The sequence below is a fragment of the Bradyrhizobium sp. S69 genome, assembly GCF_009766005.1.
In the GTDB taxonomy this organism is placed as follows: domain Bacteria; phylum Pseudomonadota; class Alphaproteobacteria; order Rhizobiales; family Xanthobacteraceae; genus Bradyrhizobium.
The window spans coordinates 22,817-40,403 of the sequence record NZ_LMUK01000059.1 but is presented as its reverse complement, the minus strand read 5'-3'; the positions used below and the strand labels follow the sequence as shown (position 1 = coordinate 40,403).

Below are 17,587 nucleotides of genomic sequence, written 5' to 3'. Positions count from 1 at the left end.
GGGTTCTGATCAGGGTTCGATCAGCCGCCCGGCGGCGGCAATCACGTCTTCCAGGCCGTCGGTGACCGTGAGGTCGCCGAGCGCATCGGGCGCCAGCCATTTGAAATCATCGAGTTCATCGTTCAGGCGCGGCTCGCCGGCGCTCCAGCGCGCCGCGAACGACATGATGAGGTAGTGGCCGCCGCCGCCGGTTCCCGGCAGTATTTCGCGCCATCCGGCGAGCCCGACAATCTCTACCCGAAGTGCTGTCTCTTCATCGATCTCGCGCGTGAGCGCGGTGAGCAGTGCTTCGCCGAATTCGACCCGGCCGCCGGGCAGCGAATAAAAGCCCTTGCCCGGCGAACGCGCCCGCCGCACCAGCAGGATCTTGCCGTCGCGAAAGATCGCGGCGCTGACGGCAAGCTGGGGATGCGACGGCGGAATTGAATCGATCAAGGCAGGATCCGGAAAAGGCAGGAGCTGGTGTTGGCTCGGGACAAACGCGATGGCGTTGACCGCGATATCATGCCCGATCGAACCGTAGAGGTCTAATGGCCCATCATGATGGTTTCGACGTCGGCCTCGGTAGAGCCGTTGATGACGCCGCCGGCCAGCATGACCAGTGGCTTGACCCAGCCGGTCGCCTGCTCGGCGAGCGTGGCGCGGGTCTTGTCCTGCTTGGCCTGGCGCATGGCGTCACCGACCGCGGTCAGAATCGATGTCATCGCCGAAGTAAGATTGTCGAATTCGGCGCGAATGGTCTGATCGGCGGAATCATAGGCTTCGATCGCAAGGTCGCGCGCCTTGAAGTTCGATGCGGTGAAATGCTCGCAATAGGACAGCGGCTGCCATCCCAGAAAGTCTTCCGCACATTCCGGCATATCCGGAATCATCTCCAAGAGCATGATGGCTTCGTTGAAGTGGTTCAGATAGTCGGTGGCGAGCCCGGTGCGCGGGTTGATATTGGCCGCGCGCAAGCGCGCCGCCCGCGCCTCGTCCTGAGGGCTCGTCATCTGGCGATCGGATCGTGGGGCGGCCGTTGCGGTCATCCGTTGCACTGTTAACGTCCGGGGTTAAAAGGTGCTGAACGGATGCCTATCGGGATCGCAGAATGTGCGGACGCTTCGTCATAACCTCACCACCGGCGGCTTTGCGGCAGGTTTTTGGTTATGCCGAGCAGCCAAATTTCCCGCCCAGGTTTAATGTTGCACCGACCCAACCGATACCTGTGGTAATTATCGAAAATGCCACACATCATTTTCGTCTGATGCGCTGGGGGCTGCTGCCGGCCTGGGTCAAGGACCCCCGTAGATTTACGTTGTTGATCAATGCGCGATCGGAAACGCTGCTGGAAAAGCCCGCGTTCAAGAACGCGTTCAAGCGGCGGCGTTGCCTCGTTCCCGCGGATGGCTATTACGAATGGCACACCTCGGACAATCGCAAGCGGCCATATTTCATCCATCGCCGTGACGGCGCGCCGATCGGGTTTGCCGGTTTGGCCGAAACCTGGATGGGCCCGAACGGCGAGGAACTCGACACGGTGGCGATCGTCACCACCGCGGCCAGCGCCGATCTCGCGGCCTTGCACCACCGCGTCCCCGTGACGATTGCTCCCGGCGATTTCGATCGCTGGCTGAATTGCCGCGACGATGATGTCGAGGCGGCGATGGGTTTGCTGGCGGCGCCCGCGGAAGGTGAGTTTGCCTGGCACGAGGTTTCAATCCGGGTCAACTACGTTGCCAATGACGACGCGCAACTGGTGCTGCCGATCACCGCCGAACAGATCGCGGCCGAGGCGCCGGCCCCCGCCAAGCGCGCGGCACCGCGCAAGCCGGCCGCCGCCCCCGACGATGAGCAGGGGTCGCTGTTCTAGATCGTGATGAGATTAGTTTGAGCCAGGGCTATCCACGCGCTTCACTTCACCTCTCCCCGGCGGGGAGAGGTCGATTTGCTCCCGGCGATGCGAAGCATCGTCCGGTGCAAATCGGGTGAGGGCTCTATGCCAAACGAGAGGCCCGAACCCCTCACCCGGCGCTGCGCGCCGACCTCTCCCAGCGTGAAGCGAAAGCTCGGCCGATTCAATCAATAATCATCCCGTTCTAAATCAGCCTCACGCCGCGATCGGCGGCAGCCGCCTGGAAAACTCCAGCCGCAGCAGCCACAGGCTCAACAGCGCTTGCAGCGTGGTGGTTGCGATCGACAGGTACCAGATTTGTTCGATGCGAAAGCCCGGCCGCGCCGACAGCCACACGATCGGCACGACATAGGTGACGAGCCGCGCGGTCGAACTGATCAGTTGCGGCGTGGTGTGACCGAGGCCCTGAAAAATGCTCGAACACAGGAAGATCATTCCCTGCGCCACCAGGTTCAACGAGACCATGGTGAGAAACATGGTGCCGACCCCTATGGTTTCGCGATCGCCGGTAAATGCCTTCAGCAATAATTCCGGTTGCCATTGCGCAAAGATCGTGGCGGCGAGCATGATCGCGGCTTCCAGCCATAACACCTGCCTGAAGGTTTGCCTGACGCGCGCGCTGTTGCCGGCGCCAAAATTCTGTCCGACGATCGGTCCGGTCGCAAACGCAATCGCCATCGCCGGGACCTGGATCAGGCCGAGCACGCGGGTGCCGATGCCGAAGCCGGCCTGGGCGGCCGCGCCAAAATCCCGCAACGCGTAATAGATCACGGCCATATAGATGAACAGGATGGCGAATTCGCCACCCGCCGGCAGGCCGACGCGCAGGATGCGCTTCCACTGCACCAGGCGGGGACGCAACTGCGCAGGGTCGAGCGCGAGATAGTTTTTCGACCAGCGAAAATAAATCCAGAGCATCACCGCGCCCAGCACCATCGCGAGCGAGGTCGAAAGACCGGCGCCGGCGACCCCCAACGCGCGACCGGTGCCCCAGCCCGCGATCAGCACCGGGGCCAGCGCGATGTTGATCAGCATGGTCAACGCCTGGATCGCCATCGTCGGCGCCACGATGCCGGTGCCACGCAACGCCGCGAATACCGCCAGCAGCGGAAACTGCAACGCCAGCGCCGGCATGAACCACAGCAAATAGGTCGTGCCGGCTTCGATGGTGGCTTCGTCGGCCGCGAGCGATCGCATGTAGCTGCGCGCGAGCATGCATCCGGCGGCCAGCGCGCAAGTCCCCCACAGCACCGACAGACCGAGCGACTGGTTGAACACCAGATTGGCGTCGGCAGGGTCCTTGCGCCCGACGGCGTGCGAGACCAGCGCGCCGGTGCCCACGCTCAGCACCTGCGTGAACGCGTTGATCAGGAATCCGGCATTGCCGGCGGCGCCGACACCGGCGATGGCGGCGTCCCCCACGCCGGCCACGAAATACAAATCGATCAACTGACAGAGCATCGTGATGACGATGCCGACGAAAATCGGGGCAGCCATGGTCAGGACGTGGCTCACGATGGAGCCTTGGGTCAGGTCTTTCACGATTGAAATCCGATGAAGGAGGGCAGGTGTGTTGTGAACGCCACGGCACGCAGAACCGCGGCGAGCCATGGGCTCGCGGATCAGGTCCCGTAGGCTTCTCTCAACTGCCTTGATTCATCGTCCAAAACCTCGCGGTCTCTGGCGTCGAGTTGCGGATGCACCCGCCGCAACTCAGTGTAGCGGCATCCCGCGAGTCCAACAAAACATTTTCAGGAGCGTTTAGACAAAAATCTTCAGCGCGGCATATTGCAACAGCATGATGGTCTTGGCGTCCTGGATGCGGCCGTCGGTGATCATGGCGAGCGCCTGATCGATCGGCAGGTCCAGCACCTCGATGTCCTCGCCTTCGGAAGCGATGCCGCCGCCGCTGCCGATCCGCATCGACGGCTCATATTCGGCGACGAAGAAATGCAGTTTCTCGGTGATCGATCCCGGAGACATGAAGGCTTCGAACACCTTTTCGATTGTGCCGAGCCGGTAGCCGATTTCCTCTTCGGCTTCGGCGCGGATCCGAAACTCAGGGGCTGCGTTGTCGAGTTGTCCGGCGGCGACCTCGATCAGGAGATCGTCGTAGCCATTGACGAAGGCCGGATAGCGAAACTGGCGCACCAGCACCACGCTGCGTTGCGCCAGATTGTAGGGCAATAGCGCCACGCCGTTGCCGCGGTCATAGGTCTCGCGGTGCTGGGTCTGCCATTCGCCATCGGCGCGCCGGTAGTCGAACGTGGTGGTCTTCAGGATATAGTGCTCGTCAGAGAGCAAGCGGACGTCCTTGACGCGGACGCGGTCGGAGATGGTCATGCGGTGCCTGCTTAAATTTTAGGGGGTGGGCTCGCGGCCATCGAGCCATTTGGCGTAGATCACGCGTTCCTGCGCGTCGTAGCCGAGCTGTTCGTAGAACGCCTGGACCTTGGTGTTGTCGGATCGCACCAGCAGCATCAGTTTTTCGATGCCGCGCTGGCGCAACCAGTTTTCCGCAGCATCCATGACGACGCGGCCATATTTCTTCTGGCGATGATCTGGATCGACCGCGACGTAATAGACCCACCCGCGATGGCCGTCATGGCCGACCATGACAGAGGCAACGATGGCGTTTCCGTCGCGCCCGACCAGCACGGCCGAATTCGGTCCCTTGCGGGCGAACGCGATGTCGGACGTGGGATCATTCCAGGGCCGCGTCAATCCACAACGCTGCCACAGCGCAGCGACGGCCACGACCTCAGCGTCCGCGATCGGCGCGATCGCGAGAGCCCCCGACGTTACGATCACAGCACCTTGCCGGGATTCATGATGCCGAGCGGGTCAAGCTGCGCCTTGATGCCGCGCATCAGCGAGATCGCGACCTTGTCCTTGACGTCGGGCAATTCGTCGCGCTTGAGCACGCCGATGCCATGCTCGGCGGAGATCGATCCGCCCATCCGCATCACGATGGCAAACACCACGGCGTTGAGCTCGTGCCAGCGCGCCAGAAAATCGGCGGCGTTGGCGCCGATCGGCTGGCTCACATTGTAGTGGATGTTGCCGTCGCCGAGATGGCCGAACGGCACCGGCCGCGAACCCGGTATCAATTTGACCACGGCGGCATCGGCTTCGGCGATGAAGGCGGGCACGGAGGCGACCGGCACCGAAATGTCGTGCTTGATCGAGCCGCCTTCCGGCTTCTGCGCCGCCGACATTTCGTCGCGCAGTTTCCAGAACGCAGCCCGTTGCGACAGGTTCGCCGCGATCACGGCATCGTCGACAATGCCGTCTTCCATGCCCTTGGCCAGGATCGATTCGAGCGCGTCGCGGGCATCGTCGCGCGACGACGACAGCTCCATCAGGACGTACCAGGGGTGCTTGCTGGTGAGGGGATCGCGGATATCGATGCCGTGACGGATGCTGAAATCCACCGCGATGTCGGCCAGCAACTCGAAACTGGTGAGGCTGCCGGCGGCCATGCTCTGCGAAATCGCCAACAGCTTCAGCGCATCGGCGGGCGATTTCAGGCCGACATAGGCGGTCTCGATCGCGCGCGGTTTTGGAAATAATTTCAGCGTGGCCGCCGTGATGATACCGAGCGTGCCCTCGGCGCCGATGAAAAGGTTGCGCAGGTCGTAACCGGTGTTGTCCTTTTTCAGCTTCGACAATAGGTTCAGGACACGGCCATCCGCCAGCACCACTTCGAGCCCGAGCGCCATTTCGCGCGCCACGCCATAGGCGAGCGCGCCGGTGCCGCCGGCATTGGTGGAGAGATTGCCGCCGATGGTGCAGCTTCCTTCGGCGCCGAGCGACAGCGGAAACAGCCGGTCGGCCTCGGCGGCTTTTTGCTGGGCGATCTGCAACACCACGCCGGCTTCGCAGGTCATGGTGTTGGAGGCCGCATCGATCTCGCGGATTTTGTCCAGCCGCCGCAGCGAAATCACCACCTCGCCATGATGCGCGGTTTGCCCGCCGACCAGCCCGGTATTGCCGCCCTGCGGCACCAGCGCGATTTTGTGTTCGGTGGCGAGCTTACAGATCGCGGAAACTTCCGCGGTCGAGCCCGGGCGCAGCACCAGCGGCGAACGGCCATGGAACAGGCCGCGCTCCTCGGTGAGGTAGGGCGCGATATCGGCGGCATCCGTCACCGCATATTTGTCGCCGACGATCGCGCGGAAAGCTGCGAGCAATTCGGGCGGAAGCTGTGGGGCGGCGGGTTGAACGATATTCATGGTCGCGTCTCTTTTTATTTGTGCTTTTGTTGCGTGACGTCAGGCCCGGCCGATCGCGGCGCGGCGCAACCGGTCATTGATCGCCTCGCCGAGGCCGTGATGCGGCACCGGCATCACCGCGATGGTATGCGCACCTTTGGTGTCGAGCATGCGAAGATAGCCGAAAAGATTGGCCGCGGCCTCGTTGAGATCGCCGCGTGTGGACAGATTCATCACGGCCTTGGCGCCTTCCGATCCCGCCACGGTCAGCGGCCCGAACGCCAATAGCGCCTCACCAGCCTCAATTTGGGCGGCATCGAGCCGCACCGGCGTGCGCGGCGCATAATGCGACGCCAGCATGCCCGGCGCCAGCGGCGCGGCAGATTCGTGGGCTGCCAACTCCGGCACCCCGGCAAGCCCGCGGCCCAGCACGCGTTCGATCGCCTCGCGCGGCAGCCCACCGGGTCGCAGCAGCATCGGCGTCTCGAAACACCCGACAATGGTGGATTCGACGCCGACCGCGACCGCGCCGCCGTCGACGATCAGGTCGATGCGCCCCATGAGGTCGCTTTGCACATGGGCCGCCGTGGTGGGCGATACGTGGCCCGACAGATTGGCCGACGGCGCCACCACCGGCCCGCCGAACGCGCGCAGGATGTCTCGCGCGACACGATGCGCCGGAATCCGGATCGCAACGGTATCGAGCCCGGCGGTGGCAAGATCTGACACCGTGCAGCCGGCCGTTTTGGGCAGCACCAGCGTCAGCGGTCCCGGCCAGAACGCTTCGGCAAGGGCTGTGGCCTGCGCGTTGAATTGGCCGATCCGCCGGGCGGCGGCGAGATCGCCGACATGGGCAATCAGCGGGTTGAAAGCGGGTCTTCCTTTGGCCTGGTACAGCCGGGCGACCGCGTCAGCGTTGCTGGCGTCGGCGCCGAGCCCATAGACGGTCTCGGTCGGGAACCCGATCAGGCCCCCTTGCGCCAGACAATGCGCGGCGGCCGCCGTGGCGGCCTCGCCAGCGGGCAAAATCTGCGTTTTCAGGCCCACATTCACAGGGATCGATATCCTCAATTCGCCTTCTTGCGGTATGCGAAACCCAAGGCTATAAGCCGCCTTCTTGTCGGAGTGTGGCTCAGCCCGGTAGAGCACTGCGTTCGGGACGCAGGGGTCGCAGGTTCGAATCCTGCCACTCCGACCAAGATATATAACAGATTCAATCGGTTGCCGTACCTGCTGCCGAGCGCTGCGCTCGGTTTTGACAAGACCACGCAGGCACACTGAGCGGCCTTATAAACCACTGCAAAACAAGCTCAAGTGTATGACGCGGTAGACTCCGAAAAGGGGCTACTAGCGGCGTCGCCGCGTGGTCCGTCGGGCTTTTGTCGCTTTCAACATCGCCGTCAGAACCGTATGACCCTGGCTGTCCGTCGTGAGTTGCCAGGCGAGACCCATCGTCGCGGTATCGGTTTTGGTCTACCCCAGACAGGGAATGTGCCTTGCTTCTGCTGGCTGAGCCAGATCGGTGACCCCGTCGACGCCGCGATCTGCGCGGCAAGAAAGATCAGCATATCGTCGCCGGTGGATTTCAGATCGAAGCTGTGCCGTTCGTCGGCACGTTGTTGTCGAAGACGATCGGATATGGCGGTCAGCGGGTTGTCGTCGACGGCGGGACAACCCTAATCCATCAGGCACGTGTTCAGCGTCCATCCACATCCTAGAATTGAATTGAATTGACACGATCGCGCGACGCCTCGAAGCTGTGCGGGGGCGCCCTCGATCACCATTGCGTTGGGGTTTGGTTTTCGGGCGGGGCGTAATCGCAAGGGGGCGATCAGATGTCCACAGCGCAGCCGACGGGGTCAACGCATCAGCAGAAAATCGCCATTCTGGGCGGTGGCGCCGCCGCCGTGGCGGCCGCCTTCTGGTTGAGTGCTCCGGAGCAGAACGGCCGTTATCAGGTGACACTCTATACCCAGGGGTGGCGGCTGGGTGGCAAGTGCGCGAGTGGCCGCAATGCGGACCTCGACAACCGCATCGAAGAGCATGGCCTGCACATGCTGATGGGGTGTTACCAGAACGCCTTCGCTACGCTTCGCGCCTGCTACGGCGTGTGGAAGCCCGGGCCGACCAATCCGTTTCAGAACTGGCAGGACGCTTTCCTTCCACAGCGGCAGGTCACCCTGATGCAGCAGGACGGCCCGCCATTGGCGCCGGGCGGGATGCCGAGCTGGGCGCCATGGAATTTTCCCGATTTTCCAAAATTGCCGGGCCTGCCGGGTGACGAGCCTTCGGCCGCCATCGTCGCGCTGGAGTCCGCGCTGTCCGAGATGAACGATCCAAGCTTGATCCTCGCCATGGCCGATTTTCTGGACGAGTGGGTTCGGGCGCGTTTGCCGGCGCCGCTCGACCTGCCGCTGACCGCGGGTCTGGCCATCCTCCGCCAGGCATTGCGGCCGAGCGGTCCCGGTCTGATCGCGGAAGTGGCCGTCGACGCCCTGACAGGATTGGTCGAGGCGAACAACGCGCTTCAATCGTCGCTGACGACCATCGCCGGCCCGGAGCGTCCGGAATTGGCGGCTGAAGCAGGATGGTCGATCCGTCGGCTGTTGATCCTTGCCAATTTGGGGCTGGCGATCGGCCTTGGTTATGCGAGGGACATCCATTTCGGCGGGTCGAGCGCCTATGACAGGCTGGACACCCAGGACTTCCGGGCCTGGCTCAAGACGTGTCTGGCGAGCGACGAGACGCTCGACTCGGCGCTGGTCCGCGCGCCCTATGACCTCGCCTTTGCGTATGCTGCGGGCAATGCGGGCAGTCTCGACAACGGCTCGATGGCCGCGGGCGCCACGCTGCGCTTCCTGTTGGAACTGGTGTTCGGCTATCGGGATGCGCCGCTATGGCGGATGGCCGCCGGTATGGGAGATACGGTGTTCACGCCGTTCTATGACGTGCTGACGGCGCGCGGGGTATCGATCCAGCTGTTCAGCCGGGTGACGCAACTGCGCCCGACTGGCGACGGCCGGATCGGCGAGATCGATCTGATGCAACAGGCCAGGACGGTGGATGGCAGCCTCTATCGTCCGCTGGTGAATGTTCTCGGCCTCGACTGTTGGCCGAACCAGCCGGACTGGTCGCAACTGGTCGATGGCGCGCATCTGAAAGCGGCCAAAGTCAATTTCGAGTCCAGTTACTGCACGGTCTCGGTTGGCACGCGAACGCTCGCGGTCGGAACGGATTTCGACATCGCCATCGTTGCCATCCCCCCGCTGGCGCTCAAGCCAGTGGTTGCTCCGCTCGCGGCCGCGAGTGTTGCCTGGCAGGGTGCGCTGGACAGCAGCCGGTCGGTCGCAACCCAGTCGTTGCAGCTCTGGATGCAGCCTACCATGGTCGAGCTTGGCTGGACCCTGGGTTCGACCGTGCTCACATCCTTCGTCGAGCCTTACGACTCATGGGCGGATATGTCGCATCTGTTGTGTCGCGAGACATGGAGCGGTCCGAACGCACCGCAGTCGCTCGGCTATTTTTGTGGCTGCATGCAGCTTTCCACCGGTCCGGTCACGCCTGACCAGATGAACCAGTTGGCCACCCAGTTGGCGGATGGCTGGTTGGCGACGAACATACAAACCCTCTGGCCGAATGCCGTCACCGCGCCCGGACCGGACCCGCAAATTGCCGGCCGCTACGATCTGGCAAATTTCGACATCTCGGATCAATACGTGCAGACGCCGGCCGGCAACAACGTCGCAAGTCGTTTCGACCCGGGCGCGGTGGCGGGTTTTTCCAACCTTTACGTGGTTGGTGACTGGACCAAGACGCGGTTCAGCGGCGGATGTTTCGAGTCCGCGATCGAGTCGGCGATGCTCGCGTCGCGCGGGATCAGCGGCTTTCCGACTGAAATCAAGGCGTCATAGCCGCCGCTTAATACCCTTCGCGGGTGCTTGATACCCTAGCGGGGGCTTGGCCTGCGGCGAAATTGCGCCGTGGCGGGAGCCGGCATTTGCGCGGATGTCACCGACAAAAAAACCTGTCGCCGTCACCGCGCATCACGACACTGACGCAACCTGTGATGCGGCTTCGATTGCCTACAAATGGCGGCTTTTGTTGAACTAATTAGCTTCGGGTCAACTTGTATCGTGGAATTGCCTGTGTTTGATGGTAGCGAGGTGCCGCAGGCCAGGGACTGCCGTCATGCCGAACATCCACGCCGGAGCGTCCGTCGGCGAACGCCGGGACAGCGCCGCGGCGGAGCCGTTGAGGCTGCCGCCGCTCGGCAGTTTTGTTTCCCAGCTTCTCGGCCATCAGATCGGTATCGCCGGTCACGCGGAGGAGCCGCATAGCGACCATATCCGCGGGGTCGTCCTGTTTATCGATATCGTCAGCTCGACATCGATGACCGATCTGGTCGCAGCTTCCGGGCCCGATGGCGCTGAACTGCTCGGTGGCACGCTCAGCGATTATTTCAGCGACGTGATCGACGTCGTTCTGGCGCATGGCGGCGACGTGATCCGCATCGATGGGGACGCCGTGATCGCGCTATGGCGCGACGACACGCCGTCGCAGACGCCGCATCTTCAGGCGGCGCGCGCCGCGCTCGCATTGCGGGGATTGCGCCACCAATGGCCGGTCGGATTGGGACCGCTGCAACATCGGTTGGCGCTGGCCGCCGGTACGTTCAGCACGGTGATCCTGCGCGGCCGCGGCAAACGCAGCTTTCTTGTCCTCGCCGGCGAGGCATTACGGACCATCGGCGAGATCTTGCACAGCGTCGAGCCCGGCGAGGTCGCGATGGATGAAGCCATCGCCCGCAGGCTCGGGCCGTCGGCCGTGATCGAGCCGGTCGCGGGCGCGGCGGCACACCGCGCGGTTCGGTTGGACGATCTGCGGCGCGACGATCTGCTCGATGCGACGGCGCCACCGCCTGTCGCGTTGCCGCCGCAAACGGTGCCACAAGCTGTGCCGCTCGAGCCGGCCTCGGTCGCTGCCTTCGTTCCGCGGATCGTCATCGAACGTGGCGCCTCGAAGCTGTCGGGGTGGCTCGCGGAATTCCGCGTCTTGAGCATGGTCTATGCCCGGCTCGGTGAGTCCGACATGCCGGACGCCGCGGCCGCCGGACGATTGCTCGCGACGTTCGGTCTGGTGGAGCAGGTCACCGAGGCGCTGGGCGTCGAGATCTTCGACGTGATGGCCAGCGAAAAGGGCATCACCGCGCGGATCGCTTGCGGTATCCCGCCGTTCAGTCTCGAAAATAACGCCGCGCGCGCGGTGGAGATTGCCCGGCGCATCAGCGCAACGCTGGCCGGCCTCGGCGTTCCCTGCTCGGTGGGCGTGACCACCGGACGCGCCTTCTGCGGTGACGTCGGCAACGCGATCCGGCGCGAATACGTGCTGAATGGCCCGCTGATGAACTACGGCGCCCGCCTGATGCAGACGGCCGGCGGCGAGGCGTTGTACGACGCCGCGACGATGGAGGTCACCCGGGGGCAGTTCGATTTTTCGCCGCCCGAAGCGATTGTCTTCAAGGGGCGCAGCGAGCCCCTGACGGTCTACCGGCTTGCCGAGCCGCGAAGCGCGCCGGGGCTGCCGGAAACCCAGGCCACGGCGTTGCATGGCAGGGACGATGAGCTGGCCCGGCTCGCGGCGGTGCTGGAGCGCTTTCGCGGCGGCGAAGGCGGCCTGACCGCGCTGGAAGGCGAACCGGGCGTCGGCAAGTCGCGGCTGCTGGCCGAGTTTGCCGATTCCGCCCGGTGGAATGGTTGCACCGTCGTCGAGACCGGCACCCGCGAGATCGATCAGGCCACCGCCTATTTCACCTTTCGCCAGATTCTGCGGAAGTTGTTGTGCGAGCCCGGCGATCCCGACGATGCCGCGCCGGCGCTGCTGCGCGAGCGCCTCGCCGATGCCTTGGCGGAAACCAGCCTCGCGCCGCGCGCGGCGCTGGTCGAGGATATCGTGCAGCTCGGTATCGAGGATCCGGGTATGGCATCGCAGATCAGAGGCGCGGCCCGCCAGACCGGCATCGAGGACATCATCGTCATCCTGGTGACGCGCCGGGCTGCGCAACGACCGCTGATGCTGGTGGTCGATGATCTGCACTGGATCGACGCCGCATCGGCCGATCTGCTGCTGGCGGTGGGGCGCCGGTTGCCGAAGCTCCTGATCGCCGCGGCATCGCGGCCTCTCGACGGCGCCGGCTCGGCACCCGGAGCGCGCGTGCTGCTGCGTGCGTCGGAGCGCATCGCGCTTCGGCGTGTGGACGCCGGCTCGACCGCGCGGATAATATCCGAAGTGCTGAAGGTGCGATCGATCCCGCGACGACTGGCGGAGTTCGTGCACCAGCAGTCTGAAGGCCTGCCCTTTCATGCCGAACAACTGGCACTATCGATGTTGCGGCTCGGGCTGATCGAGACCGCCGACCAGCGCTGCAGCGTCGGGGCTGCGGATCTTGCCACCGCGGCGGTGCCGCACCGGCTGCGCGATATCATCGTCAGCCGTATCGACGGACTGAGCCAGACCGACCAGTTGGCCTTGAAGGTGGCGAGCGTGATCGGCCGGGTGTTCGACGTGGAGGCGCTGCGGGAAATTTTTCCGGTGCCGACCGAGCCCGGCAATCTCGATGCAAGCATGCGGGGCCTGGTGCTCGCCGGCTTCCTTGCGACCGCCGACGGCAACGCCGGCACGGGTTACGCCTTTCGTCATGTCATCACCCAGGAAACAACCTACGATCTGCTGAGTTTCGCCCAGCGCCGGCCGTTGCACCGGCAGGTCGCCGAATCGATCGAGCGGCGCCACGCGGCCTTGCAGCCGCATTTCGCCGAGCTGGCGCATCATTGGGAGCGCGCTTCCGATACCGGTAAGGCGCTGGACTATCGGCTGCAAGCCGCTTCGCTCGCGATCCGCGGCTATGCCAATGACGACGCGCTGATGCATGTCGAGCGCGCCGAACGGCTGGCCGCGCGAACCAGCTTCGCGCTTCCGACTGCCGAACGCGCGCAGCTGGCGTATGTCCGGGGTGAGGCCTTGCACGCATTGTCGCGCTTTCCGGAATCGGCCAAGCATTTCAGCGAGTGCCTGCAACTGAGCGACGTCCATCGCCCCGCGACCGCGGCGCAAATGGTGGTTGCAGCGCTTGCACAGGCGGTGCTGCAAGGGTTGCATCGCCTCGGCGCGATACGAAAGTCCAGCGACCCGATGCGCCGGCATCGGTTGAAACTCTCGGCCCACGTTCATACCCGCTTTGCCGAGCATGCCTACTTCATGAACGACACGCTCTCGATGGTGCATGCAAATCTGACCGCGCTGAACCAGGCGGAAAGCATCGGCTCGGTCACGGAAGCAACCGGGGCTTATGGCGCTCTGGCGATCGGTCTCGGGATTGCCGGCATGCATGGCGCGGCCCGCTATTATCGCGACCGCTCCATCGGGCTGGCGGAGCAGGCCGGCGAACTGGCCGACCAGGGCGTGGCCCAGTTGTTCGCCGCGGTCTATTCGTTCCAGGCGGGTAATTGGGACGCAACCCGGGCCTACTGCGCCAGCGGGAGTTCGATCTTCGAGCGGCTGGGCGATCGCTTTCGCTATCAGACCTGCCATGTGCTGGTCGGCTATACCGCGCTGGTGACCGGCGAGTTCGAACGCGCCGCGCTGGAACTGGAGGCATTCGGCCCTTTGGCCGAAGCGGTCGACAACGCGCCGGTTCGTGCCTGGGTGCTGGCCGGCATGGGAATCCTGGATATGTTGCGAGGGCTGCCGCCGCGCCGCACGCTCGAGCACATGAAGGCGGCGGCCGATGAAACCCTGCATCCCGCGGAGCGGCTGTTGTGCGACGGACTTGAGGCGGCGGCCCGGCTGCGCGCGGGCGAGTTCGAGCAGGCCGGGCACGCCGCGACAAGGGCACTCGACAGCATGCGCGAAAGCGTTTGCACCATGGGCATCGCGTTCTTCAGCGTCTGCGCGGTGGCGGAGGTGCATCTGGCGCTGGCGGAGCAGGCGATGCTGCAAGGTGCACCGCATGAGGCGTTGACGGCGCAAGCGCGCGAGGCTTGCCGCCGCGTTTGGCAATACGCGGCGAAGACCCGAATCTGTCGCCCGCGTGCTCATCTGCTGACGGGAAGGTTGGCGCTGCTGGGTCATCGCAACCGCCGTGCCGCGGCACAATTCCGGTTAGCACTTGTGGAAGCCGAGCGGTTGGCTATGCCACTCGAACGGGGAATATGCTACCTGTGGTTGGCAAAGATACCGGGCGAAACGCCGGTCCGGGAGTGCCATGCCGCGCGCGGCGCGGCGGTGCTCCAGGAACTGGGCGCAGATCCTTGGGGTATCCAGTGTGGCCTTGCGGCGTCCGGACGAATTTGAAGCAATTCGCGCCTAGCCCGCCTGCGCCATTCGCCGATCGAAGGGGAAGCAATGTCGAAAACCAAAATCGCGATACTCGGCGGCGGGATGGCCGGCCTCAGTGCGGCCTACCAGCTCAGCAAGACCCAGGCGCTGCGCGATCGATACGAGGTGACCATCTATCAGCTCGGCTGGCGGCTCGGCGGCAAGGCGGCGAGCGGGCGGGATGCGATCGGACGCAACCTCGAACACGGGCTGCATGTCTGGTTCGGCTGTTACGAGAACACCTTCAAGATGCTTCAGGAAATCTACGCGGCGCGCACCCCGCCGCCGGGTTCGAAGCTGCGGATCTGGCAGGACGCGGTGAAGCCGCAGGACTACACGCCGATCGGCATGCTGGACGACAAGGGCGGCTGGCACTATCTGCCGCTGACCTGGCCGACCAACAGCGGCACGCCGGGCGACGGCACGTTGATGCCGACCATCGCGCAAATGCTGGAAACCGTCATCGGCTGGCTCAAGGAAATTTTTGACAACGGCAACGAGCCCAGCCCGGCGGAGGCCACGGCCGTGGCGGGACCACCGCCAACGCGGACGCCGACGCTGCCGCAGCCCAGCTCCGTACTGGAGGCGGCGATCGATCATCTCCGCGCGCTGGGGCCTCATCTCGAAGGGCAGGCCGACGAGGACCTGCAACGCCTGCCCGATATCCTGCGCTGGGTGCGCGATGCGCATGCCAGAACGCGCGGGGCCGCGGCCGCGGCGGGCAGCAAGGACGCCATCATCTTCGAAGTGCTCGATGTGTTCGCCGCCGTCGCGCAGGGCATCATGGTGGATCTATGGTTGCCGGATGCCACGCTGGAATCGCTGGATGGCAGCGATTTCCGCGCCTGGCTGCTCGATCACGGCGCCGATCCGAAAGTCGTTGCGTCATCCAGCGTCGTGCGCGTGCTCTACGACACCATGTTCCAGTACAAGGATGGCGACACCGCCGACCCGTCTTACGCCGCCGGCACCGCGTTGGGCGTCATCATGCGCCTGGTCGGCACCTACAAGGGGTCGATGATGTGGGACGTCCAGGCCGGCATGGGCGAGGTGATCGTTGCCCCGCTCTATGAACATCTGCTGGATGCAGGGGTTCAGTTTCAGTTTTTCTCCAAGATCACGAGTGTCGAGCCGGCCGAGGACAGGCCGGCGGTGCAAACCATCCGGCTCGATCGACAGGCGGACACACTCAATGGCGCTTATGCGCCGACGACCAGCCAGGATGGCACGGCCTTCTGGCCTTCGCAGCCATTCTGGGACCAGCTTCAGAACGGCGCCGCGATGCAGGCGGCGGGAGTCAATTTCGAGAGCTACTGGTCCAACTGGCCGGCGGCCGGGAAGGTGGTGCTGACCCGCGGCGTGGATTTCGACATCGTCATCCAGGCGATTTCGCTCGGGGCCTACAAGCCGCTCAACACCCAGGATGTCAGCATGTGCGCCGGCTTGATGACGCGCAGCCCGGCCTTCGACGCGTTCGTTCGAAACATCGGCATCGTGCCGTCGCAGGCGCTTCAGCTCTGGTGCAACTGCACGACCAGCCAGCTCGGTTGGACCACCGGCAAGCCGGCGACCGTGGCCGGCCCGGAATATCTCAACATCTGGGCCGACATGACCCAGGTGCTCGGCTTCGAACCGTGGCCGGCGCCGAAGCCGCTCTCGCTTCATTATTTGACCGGGACCTATAAAACGACCCTGTACCAGCAGCCGTCATCCAACACCGGCGTGCCGGCGACGGCGCGCGCCGAAATACGCCAGCAATCGATCGATTGGCTCAACGCATCCTCCGGCGCGGTGTGGCCGGTGGCCGATGTCGGCGGCAAGTTCGACTGGAACGTGCTGACCGCGCCGGCCGGCGCGGTGGGCGAGGCGCGCTTCGACGCCCAGTTCTGGCGCGCCAATATCGATCCGACGGAGTGTTGCACGTTGTCGGCCGCGGGAACCACGCAGTACCGGCTGCATCCCGATCAATCCGGCTTCACGAATCTCATCCTTGCCGGCGAGGGCACGCGGCATGGCTTCAACACCACGACCTTCGAAGGCGCGGTAATGTCGGGCGCCGCCGCATCGCGGGCGATCTGCGGCGAACCCACCAGGATCGTCGGTTACGATTTCCTGCAACGCCGGTTTTCGCAAGGTCCAGGCGCATGAGCAACGTGCCGTTCATCTCGTGGCTGGGCCACGGCGCGGCGAGCCTTGCGCCATCAGGCGTATTCACCGACGCCAAGGCGAATGCGTTCGTGATCGATGCCGATACCAAGGCCATGCAGCGGACCGTCGATACGCTGCTCAATCCCGCGGGCGCCGGCAAGGTTCGTTACCAGGTAGCATTGCCGGTGGCGATGCTGAGTTTCATGGACATCGCACAATGCACGTCGTCGACCGACATCCTGGGCTGGCTGCCCGGACGGGAATGCGCGATCTGGATTCCGCTGCTTGAATTTCGCGACGGACATCTGCTGCCGAGCCGGCTGGTGTTCTGGTCGCCCTATATTTTCATCAGCTACACCATCGGCATGGTGACCGGGCGTGAGGCCTGGGGCTGGCCCAAGGTGCTGGCCGAAATCGGTGTCGCATCGGATACGCCGACCAATCCGCAATTCAGTTGCACGACGACATTCTTTCCGACCATGGCGGCCACCACCAAAGGCCAGCACGGGGTTCTCTATCGGATCGTCCAGCAGCAGGCGGCGACGCAACAGCCGCCGGTCTGGCAAAGCGCCGGCGAAGCGCGGGCCGGACTGATCGGCGGCATCTTCGGCAGCCTTGCGGGCGATCTTCTCGATGCGCTGCAACCGCAGCTTCCCAGTGTGGTGTTGAAGCAGTTTCGCGCCGCCGGTGCGCCGCAAAGCGCCTGCTTCCAGGCGATCGTGGATTCGCCGATCGAAATGACGCGCTTCATCGGTGGCGGCCTGCTCTGGGACACGTTCTCGCTGGAGATCACCAACTGCGAGAGCCACGCCATCGTCTATGATTTGCTCGGCACCAAGCCCGCTCCGGGAACCACCACCACATTGCCGGTGAAGTTCGCCACCTGGGTGACGGTCGATTTCCAGGCGCTGAGCGGCGACGATATCGTAGTCACAACCTAATTGCCGCCCACGTTCGG

12 protein-coding genes and 1 tRNA gene are annotated in these 17,587 nt (G+C 64.4%); 6 read left to right on the top strand and 7 right to left on the bottom strand.

Annotated elements, in window-relative coordinates:
- Positions 1-9: 9 nt before the first annotated feature.
- Positions 10-435: an NUDIX hydrolase gene (locus tag GSQ88_RS31395; RefSeq protein ID WP_159011925.1), complete on the bottom strand. Its 426-nt coding sequence runs from the start codon at positions 433-435 to the stop codon at positions 10-12.
- Between the two features lie 92 nt (positions 436-527).
- Positions 528-1,028 carry a hypothetical protein gene (locus tag GSQ88_RS31390; RefSeq protein WP_159011923.1) on the bottom strand — a complete coding sequence of 167 codons (501 nt, stop codon included), beginning with the start codon at positions 1,026-1,028 and terminating at the stop codon, positions 528-530.
- 62 nt (positions 1,029-1,090) lie between these two features.
- On the opposite strand from GSQ88_RS31390, the gene GSQ88_RS31385 reads away from it, so the two are divergent.
- Complete coding sequence (locus GSQ88_RS31385) at positions 1,091-1,852, top strand: SOS response-associated peptidase (RefSeq protein WP_159011921.1); 762 nt, start codon at positions 1,091-1,093, stop codon at positions 1,850-1,852.
- A 237-nt stretch (positions 1,853-2,089) separates the two neighbouring features.
- Here GSQ88_RS31385 and GSQ88_RS31380 read toward each other — a convergent pair whose 3' ends face one another.
- The 5 genes from GSQ88_RS31380 to GSQ88_RS31360 form a co-directional block, all read right to left on the bottom strand.
- On the bottom strand, positions 2,090-3,436 hold the full coding sequence (locus tag GSQ88_RS31380) for an MATE family efflux transporter (RefSeq protein ID WP_159011919.1): 1,347 nt from the start codon (positions 3,434-3,436) through the stop codon (positions 2,090-2,092).
- A 219-nt stretch (positions 3,437-3,655) separates the two neighbouring features.
- Positions 3,656-4,237, bottom strand: coding sequence for an NUDIX hydrolase (locus GSQ88_RS31375; protein WP_159011918.1), 582 nt, complete (start codon positions 4,235-4,237; stop codon positions 3,656-3,658).
- Positions 4,238-4,255: 18 nt separating this feature from the next.
- Complete coding sequence (locus GSQ88_RS31370) at positions 4,256-4,702, bottom strand: GNAT family acetyltransferase (RefSeq protein WP_159012033.1); 447 nt, start codon at positions 4,700-4,702, stop codon at positions 4,256-4,258.
- On the bottom strand, positions 4,702-6,129 hold the full coding sequence (locus tag GSQ88_RS31365; protein ID WP_159011916.1) for an FAD-binding oxidoreductase: 1,428 nt from the start codon (positions 6,127-6,129) through the stop codon (positions 4,702-4,704). Before GSQ88_RS31365 ends, GSQ88_RS31370 begins: the two co-directional genes overlap by 1 nt.
- 39 nt (positions 6,130-6,168) lie before the next feature.
- Positions 6,169-7,161, bottom strand: a complete 993-nt coding sequence (locus GSQ88_RS31360) for an L-threonylcarbamoyladenylate synthase (RefSeq protein ID WP_159011914.1) — start codon at positions 7,159-7,161, stop codon at positions 6,169-6,171.
- Between the two features lie 68 nt (positions 7,162-7,229).
- Here GSQ88_RS31360 and GSQ88_RS31355 point away from each other — a divergent pair.
- The 5 genes from GSQ88_RS31355 (at position 7,230) to GSQ88_RS31335 (ending at position 17,570) form a co-directional block, all read left to right on the top strand.
- Positions 7,230-7,306 (top strand) — tRNA-Pro (locus GSQ88_RS31355).
- Between the two features lie 637 nt (positions 7,307-7,943).
- Complete coding sequence (locus GSQ88_RS31350) at positions 7,944-10,019, top strand: FAD-dependent oxidoreductase (protein ID WP_159011913.1); 2,076 nt, start codon at positions 7,944-7,946, stop codon at positions 10,017-10,019.
- 277 nt (positions 10,020-10,296) lie between these two features.
- The gene (locus tag GSQ88_RS31345) at positions 10,297-14,457 is read left to right on the top strand and encodes an AAA and adenylate/guanylate cyclase domain-containing protein (RefSeq protein ID WP_159011911.1); all 4,161 of its coding nucleotides are present in this window, start codon (positions 10,297-10,299) and stop codon (positions 14,455-14,457) included.
- A 51-nt stretch (positions 14,458-14,508) separates the two neighbouring features.
- Positions 14,509-16,629 (top strand): FAD-dependent oxidoreductase, encoded by a 2,121-nt coding sequence (locus GSQ88_RS31340; RefSeq protein ID WP_159011909.1) that lies wholly within the window; start codon positions 14,509-14,511, stop codon positions 16,627-16,629.
- Positions 16,626-17,570, top strand: coding sequence for an acetoacetate decarboxylase family protein (locus GSQ88_RS31335; RefSeq protein WP_159011907.1), 945 nt, complete (start codon positions 16,626-16,628; stop codon positions 17,568-17,570). The genes GSQ88_RS31340 and GSQ88_RS31335 overlap by 4 nt, the downstream gene beginning before the upstream one ends.
- The last annotated feature ends 17 nt before the right edge of the window (positions 17,571-17,587 follow it).